Consider the following 17025-nt stretch of genomic DNA (forward strand, 5'->3'; position numbering starts at 1 on the left):
AGTTCTATACCCGAAGACGTGCTCAAGGACCGCATTGGTTCGCTGGAGCAATCCAGAGAACTGCTGATAGATGCAATAGACTTCGCTATCACTGGAATATAACTTTCCAATAACGGGCGCAGACATGTGGGGCATAATGGCGCAGCCGCCCCGCGTGTTTGCGTCCCAGCGAACGAAGTGAGTGAGTTGATTGGGTTGTTAGGTACGTTTATAAACATCGGAGCGATGCCCGACTTTTATCACCTGTACTACAAGCTCGTTTTCTCGGATTTCATAAATTATTCTATAAAGACCTTGCCGGATACGATACAAGTCGAGTCCACTAAGTTTAATTGCTCCATCCCTTCGCGGGTTTTCAGCTAATAAGTCAATTTTGGCGAGGATCTTTTTAACGTCCGACTTGGGAATTGCCCTAAAATCTTTTGCTACTGACTTCTTGAAAGTGACGCTATATTTTTCCATCAGCTTCCAAAGTGTTTAGCAAGTCCTCATAGGAGATTTCGGGCTCTTTGGCCCTTTGTCTTACCGCAGCTAAATCTTCTTGATCTTCTTTCATAAGGAGTCTTACTGCTTCATCAATCAGTTCTGATATTGAGGTATCTGATGATGCTGCCCGCAGTTTCAAAGCATTATGAATTGCTGGTTCGAAGTAGACAGTTGATCGTTTTGATAAAGTACTCATGAATAAGCCTCCATTTAAGTAACGTTAAAACATTATAGCGTTAAAATGTCAGTTGGGCTAATTTTTGCTCAAGAGGACCTAACACCCAAATAAGGGGCGCAAACATGGCGGCTATAATCGGAACGAAGTGACACAGCCGCCATGTTTGTGTCCCAGCGAGCGGAGCGAGTGACTTAATTTGTTTGTTATATTTATACCACCCAAACCACAATAAAACCTAGAGCAAGCAAATCGGCAAATGAGTAGAAAGGCATTCTGTACTTCACATAATTCCTAGCGTCAGGCGGGGGCGTCAACCAAGTTAAGAATTTTGACGGTACAGAAATCCTCTTATTTTTTGTTTTCCCATCCACGCTTACTAGATGGTACTTCCAGTGCTGAAAAACAGCACGATAACCATCAAAATCACTAATTAACTCATTTTTGTTCAGTTCTATCGCTGCCGTCGAATTGGGAATTTTTCTTGTAACCCTAACCAAGACTTGTCCGTCGGCTAAGTCTTTAAAAGACGTTTCAGTTGGATTTGTTCTTTCTTGAATTACTTTGAAAACGCTTCTGGTTGCTGATGCCGGAATTAAAAAAGTAAACGCCACGGTAACTTCTTTATCTTGTTTCCAGAACAATATTAAATCCTTTTAGGTTGAGAGAAATATAACGCCCAACTTAGGGGCAATAACACGTAGGCTAAAATACGGAGCGAAGCGACTGAGCCTACGTGTTATTGTCCCAGTGAGCGCTAGCGAACGACTACAGTTGTTTGTTAGCTATACTTGCCTGATTCAAACCCTGAATTTGACCAAACTAAGCCAAGTTCTGGACTTTCCAGTGAAAACTCAGAAAATACGCAACTATAAGACTGAGCAACGTCGCACATAAAAGATATCCAGTTTATGAAGTCTTCTTCGCTCAATTCATTACCATATGGTCGAGTTGTGCCAGTTAAAAATTGATACCCTTTTTCGTCAACTTCACTGAGTTCGATTTCATAGTTTTCGCTGAGTTGTTTAGCTAGTTCATTTAATTTCGACGGGACGTCACAAAAATGAGAAAAATCCATCGCGAAAACTGTTTCCTCATTTGCTCCAGAGCCTAAAACAGCATTCCATAATTGAGTTGCTTCATCTATTTTTCTGTTTTTGATCCGGGAGTAATATTCTTCCCAGGTTTTTTGCGGATCGCTCATGGAACTCCTTGTATAGCTAACGCCCTGCTTAGGGGCGGAAATACATGGGCTAAAATTAGGAGCGAAGCGACGCAGCCCATGTGTTTGCGTCCCAGCGAGCCTGCGAGCGACTACAGCAGATTGTTAGGTGAACACTCATTTACGACCGCCAAGCCCAAATCTATGTTAGCAACAATATACCCATATTCTTTTTTGGACAAATTGCCGGTTCTGTATTGAGCTTTGGCTGATTCGTGATCCCATGCCTCTCCGCATTTTGCCTCTGGTATTTTGAGGTCTAGGGTAAGTAGATATTGTTGATCTGAATCGATTGTATGACCTTTTTGGGTAGAGCTTTTTGCGCAAAGGCTTAATGCGTACTCGACTGCAAATTTGTCTACGCTGGGTAATCCAACAAATTCTACATCACAGGCTAACACTCTCTTGCCTGAAGTTTCGGTGTAATACAGTTTCCCAGTTGTGCATGCCGACGATAAAAAGAGCGCTACAAAAATTATTAAAAACCTATGAATCAAAAGATTTCCCTGTTCACCTAACACCCACATAAGGGGCAGTAACACGTGGGCTAAAATCCGAGCGAAGCGACAGAGCCCACGTGTTACTGTCCCAGCGAGCCTGCGAGCGACTTAATTTGTTTGTTAGGCATTGAAGCGTTCATGTTAATAGATATTTTTTAGTACGAATATTACAAATACAATTAAACCGCTAATAAATGCAACGGCAGAAATAATGATGCTAGGGACAACGATATATTCTAAATATGGAACCGTAAACTCGCCCTTTCCGTATACAGTATCCCCAAATGCAAGCATAACTATCAAAGATGCAAGAGTAGAAATAAGAAACATAATTAATGTTACCGCAATGAGAACTGACCATTCGGGAGTTTTAAATAGATCTTTTAAAACAGTAACCAAAAGCAGTATTGAACCAGTGCTTAAGGTCGTTAAATGTTTAAACGTATCGAAGAGGATTTTATATCCCTCAACTTTATGATCAGGTAAGGCTACTTCACTCATTAATTTACTCTCAACTTAATAGATGCCTAACACCTAAATAAGGGGCACAAACATAGCGGCTAAAATCGGAGCGAAGCGACACAGCCGCCATGTTTGTGTCCCAGCGAGCCCGCGAGCGACTTAATTTTTTTGTTATGCTTCAACTGCTTATTTACCAACCTTCTTTCTAATTATCTCTTGTATATCAAGTATCTTTTCAGAACTTACTGCAACACCGATATTGTTAGGTATTTGAGTAAGAGGGATCGGGATGTTTGATGAAGGGGCTGTGACAAGTTGTATTTCACCCTTTGCTGTATGCATTGCACCGGCATAATGAACACCAAGAAGTTTTACTCTACTCTTACCCATATAAACATTACCTAACTTATCCATGTAACTTCCAATATTTAGTATTAGGACTGGCGATCCGCTAGACCCAGGAAAACTAGCAATGTCCGTTAAAAATTCACTCTTACCGTTCCATTTCACACCCGCATGAGTAGCCGTAATACCTTTCCGTATTACTGGCAGATTGTTTACTGAATCCCAAATTCCGTTAGGGTAGCCGACCATCACAATTTCCTCCATAGAGGAAAATTCGAGACGCTCATCTTCTAATGGAATTATTTCAGGGGAAATTGGTGCGTAGAATAATTTTTCACCAACTGATTCAGCTTCTCGAATAAGGGGGGCAATAGGAAATGCAGCAAGATCGACATCTGGCTCTGGATGCATCACACACAACTTTTCAAAATTTTGAATTTCAAAGCGCCTGTGTTTTGCTAGTTTTAAATGATTGCTTTTTTCAGCTAGGGAAACATGGATTCTTCCGATTTGAGCGTCTTTAACAACATGTTTGTTGGTAATGATAACTGGTACCGCCCAATCGGTCTCCTGTAAAAAATGCATGTAGAATCCAGTTCCAGTTGAAATACCGCCACTGGATAACACCGTTTCAATACGAACAGTACTGTTAACTACCTTTTCCATTAAGCCACTATTCAAAATATCCTCCTTGATGCATAACACCCACATAAGGGGCAGTAACGCGAGGGCTAAAATCCGAGCGAAGCGACAGAGCCCACGTGTTACTGTCCCAGGGAGCTTGCGACCGACTTAATGTGATTGTTATGCGTATCAGTCATCCAAATACTTGGTTGCTTGCTTCGTTGCAATTTTTTTAGCTACATCAATCACTACAGAAAGACCTTCTTTTTGAAACTGGGTCTTAATTTCGCTTAAGACTGTTGGCTTGTTCAAAGCTGCTGCGAAGTCATACCCCTCAGAAGTTATTCTCCAAGGTGTATCTGCCGCGAATTCATAAATATCCTTTCCTTCACGATACTCTAAATCAATTCCCAAGCTTCCATGAGAAAATGCACCAGTGATTAACCTTTTCTCTTGCATGATAATCATGTGGTGAGCCAATTTTTGCGAGTCTTGTTCATAGAGTTCAACAAAGTCGTTAATGTCGACGGTAGATTTTTCAGACTCTACAAATTTAGCTAAAATTTCACTTATTAATTCGTAATCCAACTTCATTATTTACTCGACACTAAAAATACGCATAACGCTAAGCTTTGGGGCGCTAGCACGTGGGCTAAAATCCGAGCGAAGCGAGCCAGCCCACGTGTTAGCGTCCCAGCGACCGGAGGGAGTGCCAACAGCGTTTTGTTAGGCGTACAAAGATAAGTACGCAGCTTTGCTGCCACCACTAGCCGATACGACCACTTATTTAAATTATTGAATTTAAGATAAAACAACCTTGTGCGAAATGCCAGATGTTAACGACATTGCTGGATAAAAGAGCTAGTTTAGACAACTTGTAGCGTTGAATGTTGGCGTTGCGATGTTGATGAAAAGCACGTTGCTAAAGTCATTTGAACAACTGACAAAGCTAATCGCAAAGACAACCTAGCGAAACAACCTTGGTGCTGAAATGTCACGGTTGAACCTACTTTTTAATGCTGTAAGTAAATGACGCCTAACACCCGCATAAAGGGCGATAACACGTGGGCTAAATTAGGAACGAAGTGACGCAGCCCACGTGTTAGCGTCCCAGCGAGCCTGCGAGCGATTTAATGCGTTTGTTATACGCGTTTTTCAACTTTCCAAGGTGGATTTAAACGGTTCTCACCTGCCCAGTAAAGTTTAATTTTATTACCAGACGGATCTTTAAGTATGGCTTCTTTCCAAAGATATCTTTGTTCTGTTGGTAGTTGTTCGAATTGAAAACCTTTCCGAGCTAAATCAGCACACAGTTCATCAAGTTTTTCATGTTCGAAATAGATTACAGAACTGTTTTCGAATTCACCCGTTTCAAGAGATAAGGAGAAAGTTGAGCTTCCTTTTGGGCAAGAAAATCTAGAGTAATGAGGCGTATCGACAATTTGAGTGAAACCAAGCTTTAGATAAAAATTAACGGCATCATCCATGTCTTTAACTGGCAAAGTAATCTGGTTTAGTTCCATTAAAACTCCTAGCGTATAACACCCACATAAGGGGCAGTAATACGTGGGCTAAAATCCGAGCGAAGCGACAGAGCCCACGTGTTACTGTCCCAGCGAGCCTGCGAGCGACTTAATGTGATTGTTATGAGATTACTTTGCCATATAAAACAGCATTGTAGAATGCCTGATGTTTATACACCGCTTTCTCAAGGTTGCCTTCTTTCTTAAAACCACATTTTAGAAGTACGGATTCTGATGCGGCGTTCCCTTGAAAAACTGTAGCTTGAACACGCGCAAAATCATTGAGTTTAATTTGAGCTAGAAGAGTACTTAGTGCTTCCGTTGCGATGCCCTTGCCCCAGTGTTCGCGAGCGAGCCAATAGCCAAGTTCGCCAGTAAAAGCATACTCATTTTGACCCGGCTCAATACCGATACAACCGACAAAATTACCGTCTACTTCTATTGCTCGGATGATTCCATTTTTGCAACCAACGCTAAGCCACCAATCAGCATCACTGGCAGCATACGGGGAAGGAATACGAGAAGACAGAAATCTTGTGACTTCTGGATCATTCAATGTTGCGATGATTATCGGCTTGTCGGTAATTTCAAAGTTTCGAAGAGTGAGCATGTCCCTGTCTCATAACACCCACATAAGGGGCAGTAATACGTGGGCTAAAATCCGAGCGAAGCGACAGAGCCCACGTGTTACTGTCCCAGGGAGCTTGCGACCGACTTAATGTGTTTGTTATAAGCCACCAAAATTACCACTTAGCCATCCTTGATACTCATAACCCTTTGAACGATAAAAGGCTAACTCTACGTTTTTGAAAGAATCAAAGTATGCAGCGACAAATGGGACAAAGAATATGGCCGCAAAGTATTGCTTTACCTCACCTTCAGGTATGTATCCTACCTCATGGATGAGCCAATGGTTAATATTGAAGAACCTGAAGAATGTGACGGCAAGTAACCCAAATATTAAAGAGCCAAACAGTTTTGCCCAAGTTAAGCGGGCAAACTGCCAAAGAATTCTTGAGACATTTGACAGGAATAACACGTAAAAGTAAAAAATTACAACAAACAAAACAGCTTCGATATTTAAGTCCTTAGGGATTAAAAAATATGCGAATGCTGGAGCCATAAAACCTAACATCTTACGCTTATAAGTTTCTACGAAGAATGAACCTTCGTTTATTACATCATCAGGAAGTGAAGTTACTGTTTTCATAGTGGCTTATAACACCCGCATAACGGGCAAAAATACGTAGGCTACAATACCAAGCGAAGCGCAGGGAGCCTACGTGTTTTTGTCCCTAGCGAGCGAAGCGAGTGTTAATGCGTTTGTTATGCGCTTGGTAGCGCGGGCACCGAAGCCGGAAACTCAAAGATAAACTTTAAAAGCATTTCAGAAAATGTAACTAATTCAGTTGCATCATCTCTATTCATTAGACTTATTTCATGAGTTGCTTCATTTCCCTTTTTACGGATGTGGTCAACCCAGCCTCTACCATTTGGTGGGACAAAGCCATTTTCAGCTAAGAAATCAACATACTCAATAAATCTTAGGTTCTCCTTAGCTCCTTGAGAAACTGCGATATTCATAAGTAATTTTCGGCTTATTAAAACAGATGCAGTATATGCTGATATAGAAATACAGTTTCGCGCTTCTTGATAGAGTGCATTTACATCTTCCGGAACACTATCAACATTGTTTCCAGGCGAAATGTCTGGCAATTTTTTTAAGCCATGGAAAAATGTCGGTTTACTGCAATGTGGGCAAATTCTAATTCTAGCGTCCAATCCATCTATACGGTTGTTATTAAAAAAGCCTATTTCTGACGCTACCCTGTTATTGCAAAAGCCGCATTCGAATGAAAGTGACTCAATCTTCGTAGTATTATTCCAGCCGTTTGACATTATCTATCCTTTTCCATGTAGCGCATAACACCCCGCTTAGGGGCGCAAACACGTGGGCTAAAATCAGAGCGAAGCGACACAGCCCACGTGTTTGTGTCCCAGCGAGCTTGCGAGCGACTACAGCGGATTGTTAGTTCCAATGCTAGATACTTCCGCTTGTGTGATCGCGAAATTTTGAAGCCGGTCCAAGCTAACCTTTGATGTTGTAACTGCTGCAATAAAACATGCCGGTGCAAGAATTAATGTTAACGGATGAAACCCAAAAAGATAAATTGCTGCACAATGTAGGACTACCGCAAGAATGCCAGCAAAGATACGAGGTTTAACATTAAATGGGCGCCCTACGAAACGCGCAAATAAACCTATAACCATTGATGGTATAAAGAGGAAAATGGCGAGAACACCACCTAACGTTGTGAAAAAAGCATATATAGCGAACGCCGGAATGCATCCAGCTAATGCGCCCAGTATTGTGAGAGTAACGCTCTCATTTTTAACTAATTCAGCGTACGCTTTTTCTGACTCTTCTTGAGAAAACATAAATTTCCCTCCTTGGAACTAACTACTAAATAGACACCAACACGGTGTGATCAACCACCCCACATTGGTGTAATTGTCTGTTTTCATTTCTCCAGAATATCTTAGAAGCCCCACCTTTAAAAGGTTGTGCGCTTTTGGTGCATTTTCGCGGGAGCAAAATGCACCGTTTGTGAAGTGAGATGTGAAATGGTGTAAAACCATCCCTCCAGCCAGTTTTCATGACTCTCACATATTCTTAAGCTGTTTTTATTTTGATAAGCATTATGAAATCAAAGTTTCTACGGGAAGTGTATGAATTTATGTTGTCGAGAGGCTACGCCAAAAGAACCATAGAAACGTATTTAACGTGGGTTACTGACTTTATCCGGTACCACAACTACGCCCGGCCTCAGGAGATGGACGCTCAGCATGTTGAGAGTTATCTGACTTATTTAGCTATTCAAAAGCAGTGTGCGAAAAGCACTCAGGCAATCGCCCTGAACGCGCTGCTCTTTCTTTATAACAAATATCTTGATTTGCCGTTGCCGGAAGACATGAGCTTTTTGAACAGTAAACGGGAGCGTAAGCTACCCGTGGTACTGACGCAATCCGAAATCCAGGCCTTACTCGGGCGTGTAAGTGCACAACACTATCTTGCAGTTGCTCTGCTTTATGGTAGCGGTCTGCGACTTATGGAATGCGTTAGGTTACGCACTGGCGATATCGACTTTGATTATAAATGTTTGAGGGTATGGTTCGGTAAAGGAGGAAAACATCGCATCGTCACGCTCTCAGAATCTCTCATTCCGTTACTGACGTCACAAATCGGGCAAGTCGACCAGTTATTGTCCCGGGATTTGACTGTACCGGAATTTTCCGGAGCCTGGATCCCGCAGGGTCTCCGTAAAAAATATCATTCGAGAAATAAAACGCTGGAGTGGCAGTATTTATTCCCTTCCAGGCGTCTTTCAGTTGACCCCGAAACTAAACTGTTACGACGTCACCATATTGATGAAAAGCAGTTGCAGCGCAATGTAAAACGGGCAAGTCACGAGGCGGGCATAAAGAAACACGTTACGCCGCACACATTAAGGCATTCATTTGCCACGCACCTGTTAGCGGCCGGGGCTGATATCAGAACTGTCCAGCATCAACTGGGGCATTCCGATGTGCGAACAACACAAATCTATACGCATGTGCTGCAACAAGGAGGAAATGGCGTGATCAGTCCTCTGTCACGCCTTACTTTATAGAATGAAGTGAGCACTTCCGGCAGTGCAAAACCTGCCGTCCGGTCAGGAGATGATGATGCGCTTGTAGGCCAGCAGGGAGCCGTCGTCATTTTGTTCGAGGTTGAACACATACTCGTTGTAATCACTGCCGAATACTGTGTCGTTGGTCAGGTATGTGTCTGGCGCACCGTGATCAATATAATCAGAATGGCTGGTACAGATATCTGTGCAGAAATCATCATCAAAGCCAAACTGGGAAATCAGCTCGTCGTTGTTATTATTCTTCACTCTGAAGTGAATGTGAATGGCACGGCTGGCATACCAGCCCGGGAAGCAGGTCTTAAAGTTCACACGGCCACTGCTGTCTGTTACTGCAATGCCCCGGAACCAGCGCGATTGCAGCGCTTCACTGTCGTTCCCTGTACAAAAAGAAGAATTGAACCCGTTGGTGTCACTGCTTCCTGTCGTATCGCCGGAATAAATGCCTTCCACATCGCAGTGCCACACTTCTATTTCATAGCCTGACAGCGGATTACATTGTTCGTCTATGAGTTGCAGGCATAACTGCATGGGCAAACCGGTTTGACCTTCTGAGATATCATCAAGATAGTCAGAGTCGAAATAGCATGGACCTTCCGTTTGTTGTCCGGTCAGTTCAACAGAGCAGGTACTGCTGTTTTCAAAAATGCTGTCAGCGGGGAAATCCGCTGTCATTGAATCTGTACCGCCACTCAACCAGCTGCCGTTATCAGCCACAGGCGTTGTCGTCGTGCCTGTGCCGCTGCTGCCGGAAGAAGAACCGGTTGATGTACTGCCTGTTGACGTACTGGTTGAAGTCGAGCTGCTACCGCCGCTGCCACCGCAACCGGTGAGCATGATCACCGGTGTCGCTACTGCCAGTGAAGCCAGAGATTTAAGGGTTTTGCGTCGTCCGTCAAAGAGGATTGGTTTGGTCATGTTTTTGCCTGCCTGAATAAAATGCATGAAATATAATATGCACCTTCGACGTCAATGGCCCGTAAACGTCACAAGCTTTACTTATTATTTACATAACAAAACGATTCTGCTTCATAGCCGGATAAACCAGTTCTTCCGGTACATACACCATACCGGCAAAAACATCACACAGAGAAAGCTTACTGCAAACAGCAAAGAAGCATTAAAAGGTGAAAAGTAAGGCAGGAATACAGACTGGTAAAGCGCAGCTTTCAGGGAGCCGGAGCCCGCCGGAATCATGAAAAGCAGCCGCGCAGCAATACCGGATAACATGAAAAATACAATACTGTTTGCACCTGCGATAATAAAGGGCTGCGCCCAGCGTTGATAACCGCGCAAGTCTGTAATCCAGTGCAACAACGCTAAACACCCCATTGCGCAGCCTGCCGTTAATGCCGTAAAGCCCGGTGACCAGAGCGCTTTATTCACCGGCACCCACAGCGCCATGACGCCCCCGGCCAGAATGAGAATGATGCCGGCACCGGCCATTTTAAGTGCAGGCATTTCCGCTTCCCGTTGTAAGAACAGGCCACACATTACGCCGCAGAGACAGGTGGATATTGCAGGCATGGTGCTTAGCAAACCTTCCGGATCGAAGGGAAATGGTATTGCCGTTGAATAGTAAACATGATGCTTTCCCAACACGCCGGCATCTATCCATGCTGCGAGACTGTTGCCGTATGCCCATTGCCCCTGATATACGTTGCCGGCTGTATCTGCATAGGGAATAAACGTCATCGCCGCCCAGTACGCCGCCACCAGCAACACCGCGGCAAACAGCAGTCCGCTAATTCGCAAGCACATCGCCAGTATTGCAGTAAAAAAGTAAACCAGTGCCAGCCGTTGCAGAACCCCCATCACCCGGATATTTTCCAGCCGGTCCCGGACCCAGTCGAAATCCGGATTGTAAGGGTTGTAGTAAAACAGCGCGAGGAACAAGCCACATAAGAACAGCAATACACTGCGTTTCAGTATTCTTGCCAGCATTACTCCGGCTGAACCGCCTTGCTGACGATAAGAAGAAAAAGGGATTGCCACGCCCATGACGAAAATAAAGAAAGGAAACACCAGATCTGTCGGTGTCAGTCCATGCCATTGTGCATGCAATAAAGGCCAGTAAACGGTTTGCCAGCTTCCGGGATTATTCACCAGAACCATTAACACAATGGTAAGCCCCCGCAGTACGTCCAGGGAAATCAATCTCTTCATTGGCTATTCTTTAAGTTCGACATTAAATGATACACACCCGCCATTGGAATATTTTATTATTTACTTAGGAAATAATTGTGATAATTTGGTTATTTCATGCAGCATTAACCGGTAATAACATGTCACTCTTATCCCGACACTTTCCCTTTCTGGTCGCTACCTGCGCGGTTGCCACACTGATTGGCTGCGCCGGCGGTTACACCAGTATGCCATCGAAAAATGCCGGTGAACGGGTGAAAGTGCTTGTTATGCACTTTACCGCGATAGATTACCAGAAAAGTGTGCATGCTCTGGTGGATGAAGGCGGGCTAAGTTCGCATTACCTGGTCACCGATCCGTCTGACCCCACGTTTCCGGGTGATGATGCATCTGTGCTGCAGCTTGTGCCTGAATCGAAACGCGCCTGGCATGCCGGCAAAGGTGAGTGGCAAACGCGTAACCATTTGAATGATACATCCATCGGCATTGAGATTGTGAATGTACCTGAATGTCAGCGGGATAATGAGACAGCGGCCAGCCGGTCAGAACATGGCAGCAACCGTCTTTGTGTATTTCCTGATTATCACCCGGAACAAATTCAGGTGCTCATTGCGCTGGCAAAAGACATACTCGCCCGCAACCCTGACATTTCTCCCACCGCTGTTGTTGGCCATGCAGATATAGCATTTAACAGAAAAAATGACCCGGGCCCGCGTTTTCCATGGTATCAGCTGTATCTGGAAGGGATAGGCGCCTGGTATGACACCGGTACATTAACGACATACTGGCAACGCTTTAACCGCGCCCTGCCCTCTGCTTCTTTAACGCAGGCTGCGCTGCGCACTTACGGATACGGCGTGGTGGAAACCGGCACACTGGATGAGCAAACCATCAATGCGTTGTCGGCGTTCCAGATGCACTTTGTGCAGGATAGCGTAACCGGCGCGATTAACAGCCGCACAGCAGCCGCATTGTTCGCTTTGCTGGATAAGTATTTTCCGCAAAAGGTCAAGGCGCTGAATACCCGCTACGCCCGTGAAACGGCACTGAAAGCCGCACCTGCTGAAGAGAAGCGTCGTCAGTCAGGGCAAATTGATAGTGATTTCCCCCAACAAGAGCGTTCCAGCCGGGAAGAGGTAAACGACAAGATCGCGTTTAAAGCGTACAAAGGACGGGGCGAAATTTTACTGACGCCAGTCACAACCATCAACGCCACGGTGAAGGTAAATGGCGAAATCCTGAACATTGCCTCTCCCCTGGAGGCCGGTCATACCTACAGTTATTCTCTGAAAAAGCGTACACACAACGGTACAAACACCCTTGAGGTGCAAAGTGATTCAGAAAGTGACGCTTTGCACGTCACCATTCCCTGGCCTGCGTTGACTGATGAAACGCAAAAATGGCAACAAGCCTTCAGACCAGTCGATGCGTTAATTCAGCAGGACATTGAGGATGGCTTTCCCGGAGCCGTATTACTGGTTATCAAAGACGGCGCTGTGATTAAACGTACTGCCTATGGCAATGCTCTGCTTTACGATGAAACAGGCACCCGCCTCGCAAAGCCGGAGCCGGTGACACCGGACACGCTGTTTGATGTGGCCTCTAACACGAAAATGTTTGCTACTAACCTGGCACTGATGAAACTGGTGTCTGAGGGGAAATTGAGTATTGATGCGCCGGTGTATCAGTACCTGCCGGAGTACGCCGGCGGTGGCCGTGAAGCCCGTACTGTCAGAGACTTACTGAGTCATCAGTCCGGCTACGGGCCTGAGGTGCGTTTTTTTGCCCCCGGCGAGCGCTACGGTGAGTCTTTCCGCTCACGGGATAAATCACATACATCAACCTTATTAACCACTGCGGTACCTTTTCAGATAAGCAAAGGCGCGCAGGCTACGTACAGTGACACCAACTTTATGCTGCTGGGACTGCTGGTTGAGCGGATAACAGGCATGTCTCTCGACCGGTATTGTGAGCAGTTCATTTACGGCCCGCTTCAGCTTAATCATACGGTGTTTAATCCGCTGAAAAAAGGGTTTGCCCCCAGTCAGATTGCCGCTACAGAAATAAATGGCAATACACGCAGTCACAATATCGATTTCCCCGGCATCCGCACGTACACGCTGCGTGGAGAAGTGCATGACGAAAAGGCCTGGTACAGCATGGGCGGTGTATCAGGGCATGCAGGCCTATTCTCCACAGTGGATGATTTTGCCGTGCTGATGCAAACCTTATTGAATGGCGGTGGCTACGGACAGGTTGCACTGACCGACCAGGACACTATTTCACTGTTTACCGCTCCTTCACCGTTGAATCCCGGTTTCGGACTTGGCTGGCGCAGGGGCAGCAACGGCAGTAACCGCTGGCACTTCGGCCCTTATGCCAGTTCACAAGCTTTTGGTCATACCGGCTGGACCGGCACAGCCACGGTTATCGACCCGGCGCAGGATCTCGGTATTGTGCTGTTTACCAACGCCAGACATACACCGGTTGAGAAACAGAGTACCGGCAACCTGCAATTTGCCGGCAGTGAATTTGAAACCGCAAAATATGGCAGTGTGATAACCCGGGTTTACGAAGCAATACTCAATCACTGAGGTAAAAGTACTGGCAGAACCGGTCAGTTCTCAGTTAGGCTATCGCCACGCTTTTTTATAAAGCGTCACACTGCCCCGCGGAACACAGCGCACTGAATATCAGCGCCTGATTTGCGATCAATCATTAGAATAAAAGCAGGAACATTTTTCATGGATTGGGTTTCAATTATCCCGCCTCTCGTCGCCATTTTTGTGGTGTTCTGGAAAAAAGAAGTCATTATGGCCTTGTTACTGGCCGTTCTCTCATCAGAAGCGTTGATTTTATTGAGTGTGACCGGTGACGGCGTATTGCTGGCGCCGGTGAATGCTATCGAAAGAACCATCGACGTTGCCGTCAGTCCGGGCAATACCCGGATCCTTATCTTCTCTATTCTGGTGGGGGCGCTGTTAGCCTATATCCGCGACTCAGGCGGTGTCACGGCTACCGTAAATTGGCTTACGGGCAAAGGTATTGCCAGAAGTAAACGGCAGGTTGGCAGCCTGACGATGCTCACCGGTGTTGCTGTATTTATCGAGTCCAATTTAAGTGTACTCACCGCCGGCATATTCGCCCGGGGTTTATTTGATAAATTCAAAATGAGCCGGGCTCGCCTGGCCTACATCATCGACAGTACCAGCGCGCCGGTTTGTATTCTTATCTTACTGAACGGATGGGGCGCATTCGTCCTTGGCCTGCTGGATGGTTACGAGCTGGAGCAGTCTTCCGCCAGTATCTTGTGGGGCACAGTACCGCTGAATTTCTACGCCCTTATCACTCTGGCGATTGTGGTGTACACCATAGTGAAAGACAAAGTGCACGGTCCGATGGCAAAAGAAGATGCCGCCATGACTCACACCGGTACTGTCATTGAGTCAGAACCGGCAACCAAAGTACGCTTTATGGTGGTGCCGCTGGTGCTCATGGTTGTCAGTATGGTTGGCTTTATGTTGTGGACCGGTGATGGCGTGCTGGCTAACGGCAGTGGCAGCAAATCTGTGTTGTACGCCACTATTCTTGCTACCGTTGTCGCGTACTTCCTGTTAATTCTGCATAAGCGTTTTACCCACCACGAAGCCGTAGAAATTGGCTTTAAAGGGATGGGCGAACTGCTCCCGCTGGTGTCCATTGTATTACTTTCCATGACACTGGGTGCCAGCTTAAAAGTACTCGGCACCGGCGTTTTTGTTGCCGGATTTGTGGGTGAGTACCTGCCTCTGGTATTAATTGTTCCCATGCTGTTTCTGGCCGGCGCGGTCATGTCGTTTACCACCGGCACGAGTTGGGGCACGTTTGCGATTTTGATCCCCATCGGCGTTCCGTTGATCCAGTCATTAGGACTGCCACCCTCTCTGGTCATTGCCGCTATTCTGGGCGGCGGCGTATTTGGTGATCATTGCTCCCCTATTTCCGATACCTCAGCGGTATCGTCTATCGCGGCCGGGTGCGACCTGTTAACGCACATCCGTACCCAGCTTCCCTATGCACTTACCGCTGGCGGACTGACACTCGTTGCCTATGTCATCGCCAGCATCATTATGATTGGATAGCCATTATGCGAATACTTTTACTCTCGCTATTTTTGTTTGTGGCGGCAGGATGCTCCGGTGAAAAACCAACGGTATCTGCACCGGCCCCGGAAGTTGAAACCAGCCAGCAGGCGGTGTCTATGCCTGATACCTTTGCTGCCGATGCTGCCATGGCAGTATTAAACGAAGGCGGTAACGCGGTTGATGCGGCCATCACGGCGCAATTTGTGCTGGCAGTGACCTTCCCCGAAGCGGGTAACATCGGTGGCGGTGGTTTCATGACCATCTTTTTCGACGATGAAGCAGCCTTTATGGATTACCGTGAAATGGCTCCGGCGGCAGCCCACCGTGATATGTACCTCGATGAAAACGGTGACGTGAAAACCCTGGAATCGCTGTTTGGTGCAAAAGCCTCCGGTGTACCCGGTTCAGTTGCCGGCATGTGGGCAGCACATCAGCGCTACGGTAAATTACCCTGGAACCGTCTGGTGCAGCCTGCTGTAGACCTGGCAGAAAAAGGGTTTAATGTGCCGGCAAAACTGGCTGACCATATTACCCGCTACATGGCCAGACAGGAAAAAGAAGGGATCACCAGCAACTTTGGCGACTATTTCGGTGACGCCCGCACTGCAGATGTGCTGTTTAAACAACCTGAGTTAGCCGCAGCGCTGACACGCATTCGTGACGAAGGTGAAAAAGGCTTTTACGAGGGCGAGACCGCCCGCATTATTGCCGGTTTTATGGCCGAAAACGGTGGACTGGTCACAGAAGAGGATTTACAGGGTTACGAAGCCAAATGGCGGGCACCGATTGTTTATCCCTGGCAGGATTACAAACTTATCACTGCACCACCTCCCAGCTCTGGCGGTGTGGCTGTTGCCCAGTGGATCAGTATGCTCAATGAAGTACTGAAAAATCAGTCTCTGCCTGCACAAAACAGTAAAGAGTATATTCATCTGATGTCTGAAATCGGTAAACGTGTGTTTGCTGACCGCGCCGAATACATGGGCGACCCCGACTTTGTCGATGTGCCTGTAAAAGCGTTATTAGAACCGGCCTACATTACTGCCCGTGCCGGAGAAGTGGATCCTGAAGCCATTTCAGTGACAGAAGACGTGAAACCCGGCTTATATGAAAGTCCGGACACCACCCATTTCTCGGTTATGGACAAATGGGGCAATGCGGTAGCGAATACCACTACCATTAACCTGTCCTTTGGCAGTGGCGTGGTGGTAGAAGGTGCCGGCTTCCTGCTGAACGACGAAATGGACGATTTCAGTGCTAAGGCCGGCGTGCCTAATTTCTTTGGTGCCATCGGCGGTACCGCTAACGAAATCCAGCCGGGTAAGCGCATGCTGTCTTCCATGACACCCACCATTGTGCTGAAAGGCGATAAAGTAAAACTGGTCACCGGCTCACCGGGCGGTACCACGATTATTTCTTCAGTGGCACAGTCCATACTGAACGCGCTGTTTTTCGATATGACAGCAGATGAGTCAGCAAACAGCCCCCGCTTCCATCATCAGCTCTGGCCAAAGGACACCATTGCGTATCATGCAAGCATGCCGGCAGACGTTGTAAAGGCGCTTGAAGCAATGGGCTACACCATGAAGGAAAGTAACTTTGGCGATGTTCACCTGATCAAGCGTACTGAAACAGGCCTGGATGCAGCCTCTGAAGCCAGAGGACGCGGTAAGGCAATTGTTGAAGAAGTGGAATTGTAATCAGCTTACACGGGCTCAGCGGCCCGGTTA

18 protein-coding genes are annotated in these 17025 nt (G+C 46.4%); 4 read left to right on the forward strand and 14 right to left on the reverse strand.

The window, feature by feature from the left end:
- Nucleotides 1–198 precede the first annotated feature (198 nt).
- From ACXAGC_RS00005 to ACXAGC_RS00060, 12 genes are all read right to left on the reverse strand, one after another.
- Nucleotides 199–462, reverse strand: coding sequence for a type II toxin-antitoxin system RelE family toxin (locus tag ACXAGC_RS00005; protein WP_012517121.1), 264 nt, complete (start codon nucleotides 460–462; stop codon nucleotides 199–201).
- Nucleotides 449–682, reverse strand: a complete 234-nt coding sequence (locus ACXAGC_RS00010) for a ribbon-helix-helix domain-containing protein (protein WP_012517122.1) — start codon at nucleotides 680–682, stop codon at nucleotides 449–451. Before ACXAGC_RS00010 ends, ACXAGC_RS00005 begins: the two co-directional genes overlap by 14 nt.
- 191 nt (nucleotides 683–873) lie before the next feature.
- The gene (locus ACXAGC_RS00015; protein WP_474841323.1) at nucleotides 874–1305 is read right to left on the reverse strand and encodes a hypothetical protein; all 432 of its coding nucleotides are present in this window, start codon (nucleotides 1303–1305) and stop codon (nucleotides 874–876) included.
- A gap of 137 nt (nucleotides 1306–1442) precedes the next feature.
- A complete protein-coding gene (locus tag ACXAGC_RS00020) occupies nucleotides 1443–1865 on the reverse strand; it encodes a hypothetical protein (protein WP_474841325.1) in 423 nt (140 codons plus the stop codon).
- Between the two features lie 659 nt (nucleotides 1866–2524).
- The gene (locus tag ACXAGC_RS00025) at nucleotides 2525–2884 is read right to left on the reverse strand and encodes a hypothetical protein (RefSeq protein ID WP_474841327.1); all 360 of its coding nucleotides are present in this window, start codon (nucleotides 2882–2884) and stop codon (nucleotides 2525–2527) included.
- A 147-nt stretch (nucleotides 2885–3031) separates the two neighbouring features.
- Complete coding sequence (locus tag ACXAGC_RS00030; RefSeq protein ID WP_474841329.1) at nucleotides 3032–3871, reverse strand: S1 family peptidase; 840 nt, start codon at nucleotides 3869–3871, stop codon at nucleotides 3032–3034.
- Between the two features lie 132 nt (nucleotides 3872–4003).
- The gene (locus ACXAGC_RS00035) at nucleotides 4004–4408 is read right to left on the reverse strand and encodes a hypothetical protein (RefSeq protein ID WP_474841331.1); all 405 of its coding nucleotides are present in this window, start codon (nucleotides 4406–4408) and stop codon (nucleotides 4004–4006) included.
- Between the two features lie 548 nt (nucleotides 4409–4956).
- Nucleotides 4957–5337: a VOC family protein gene (locus tag ACXAGC_RS00040; protein WP_474841333.1), complete on the reverse strand. Its 381-nt coding sequence runs from the start codon at nucleotides 5335–5337 to the stop codon at nucleotides 4957–4959.
- Nucleotides 5338–5458: 121 nt separating this feature from the next.
- On the reverse strand, nucleotides 5459–5947 hold the full coding sequence (locus ACXAGC_RS00045) for a GNAT family N-acetyltransferase (protein WP_474841335.1): 489 nt from the start codon (nucleotides 5945–5947) through the stop codon (nucleotides 5459–5461).
- A gap of 117 nt (nucleotides 5948–6064) precedes the next feature.
- Complete coding sequence (locus ACXAGC_RS00050) at nucleotides 6065–6547, reverse strand: hypothetical protein (RefSeq protein WP_474841337.1); 483 nt, start codon at nucleotides 6545–6547, stop codon at nucleotides 6065–6067.
- A gap of 116 nt (nucleotides 6548–6663) precedes the next feature.
- Nucleotides 6664–7236 carry a DUF4145 domain-containing protein gene (locus ACXAGC_RS00055; protein ID WP_474841339.1) on the reverse strand — a complete coding sequence of 191 codons (573 nt, stop codon included), beginning with the start codon at nucleotides 7234–7236 and terminating at the stop codon, nucleotides 6664–6666.
- A 117-nt stretch (nucleotides 7237–7353) separates the two neighbouring features.
- Nucleotides 7354–7776: a hypothetical protein gene (locus tag ACXAGC_RS00060; protein WP_474841341.1), complete on the reverse strand. Its 423-nt coding sequence runs from the start codon at nucleotides 7774–7776 to the stop codon at nucleotides 7354–7356.
- Nucleotides 7777–8039: 263 nt separating this feature from the next.
- Between ACXAGC_RS00060 and ACXAGC_RS00065 the strand changes: the two genes are divergently transcribed.
- The gene (locus ACXAGC_RS00065) at nucleotides 8040–9008 is read left to right on the forward strand and encodes an integron integrase (RefSeq protein WP_474841343.1); all 969 of its coding nucleotides are present in this window, start codon (nucleotides 8040–8042) and stop codon (nucleotides 9006–9008) included.
- Between the two features lie 42 nt (nucleotides 9009–9050).
- Here ACXAGC_RS00065 and ACXAGC_RS00070 read toward each other — a convergent pair whose 3' ends face one another.
- Both ACXAGC_RS00070 and ACXAGC_RS00075 read right to left on the reverse strand, forming a co-directional pair.
- Nucleotides 9051–9944 carry a dioxygenase family protein gene (locus tag ACXAGC_RS00070; protein ID WP_474841345.1) on the reverse strand — a complete coding sequence of 298 codons (894 nt, stop codon included), beginning with the start codon at nucleotides 9942–9944 and terminating at the stop codon, nucleotides 9051–9053.
- 111 nt (nucleotides 9945–10055) lie between these two features.
- On the reverse strand, nucleotides 10056–11192 hold the full coding sequence (locus ACXAGC_RS00075) for an acyltransferase family protein (protein WP_474841347.1): 1137 nt from the start codon (nucleotides 11190–11192) through the stop codon (nucleotides 10056–10058).
- 119 nt (nucleotides 11193–11311) lie between these two features.
- On the opposite strand from ACXAGC_RS00075, the gene pbp4b reads away from it, so the two are divergent.
- The 3 genes from pbp4b (at nucleotide 11312) to ggt (ending at nucleotide 16995) form a co-directional block, all read left to right on the forward strand.
- Nucleotides 11312–13765 carry a penicillin binding protein PBP4B gene (gene pbp4b / locus ACXAGC_RS00080; RefSeq protein WP_474841349.1) on the forward strand — a complete coding sequence of 818 codons (2454 nt, stop codon included), beginning with the start codon at nucleotides 11312–11314 and terminating at the stop codon, nucleotides 13763–13765.
- Between the two features lie 150 nt (nucleotides 13766–13915).
- Nucleotides 13916–15292, forward strand: a complete 1377-nt coding sequence (locus ACXAGC_RS00085) for a Na+/H+ antiporter NhaC family protein (RefSeq protein ID WP_474841351.1) — start codon at nucleotides 13916–13918, stop codon at nucleotides 15290–15292.
- Nucleotides 15293–15297: 5 nt separating this feature from the next.
- Nucleotides 15298–16995 (forward strand): gamma-glutamyltransferase, encoded by a 1698-nt coding sequence (gene ggt / locus ACXAGC_RS00090; protein ID WP_474841353.1) that lies wholly within the window; start codon nucleotides 15298–15300, stop codon nucleotides 16993–16995.
- The last annotated feature ends 30 nt before the right edge of the window (nucleotides 16996–17025 follow it).

The sequence above is a fragment of the Alteromonas sp. AWJ4_197 genome (assembly GCF_056160285.1).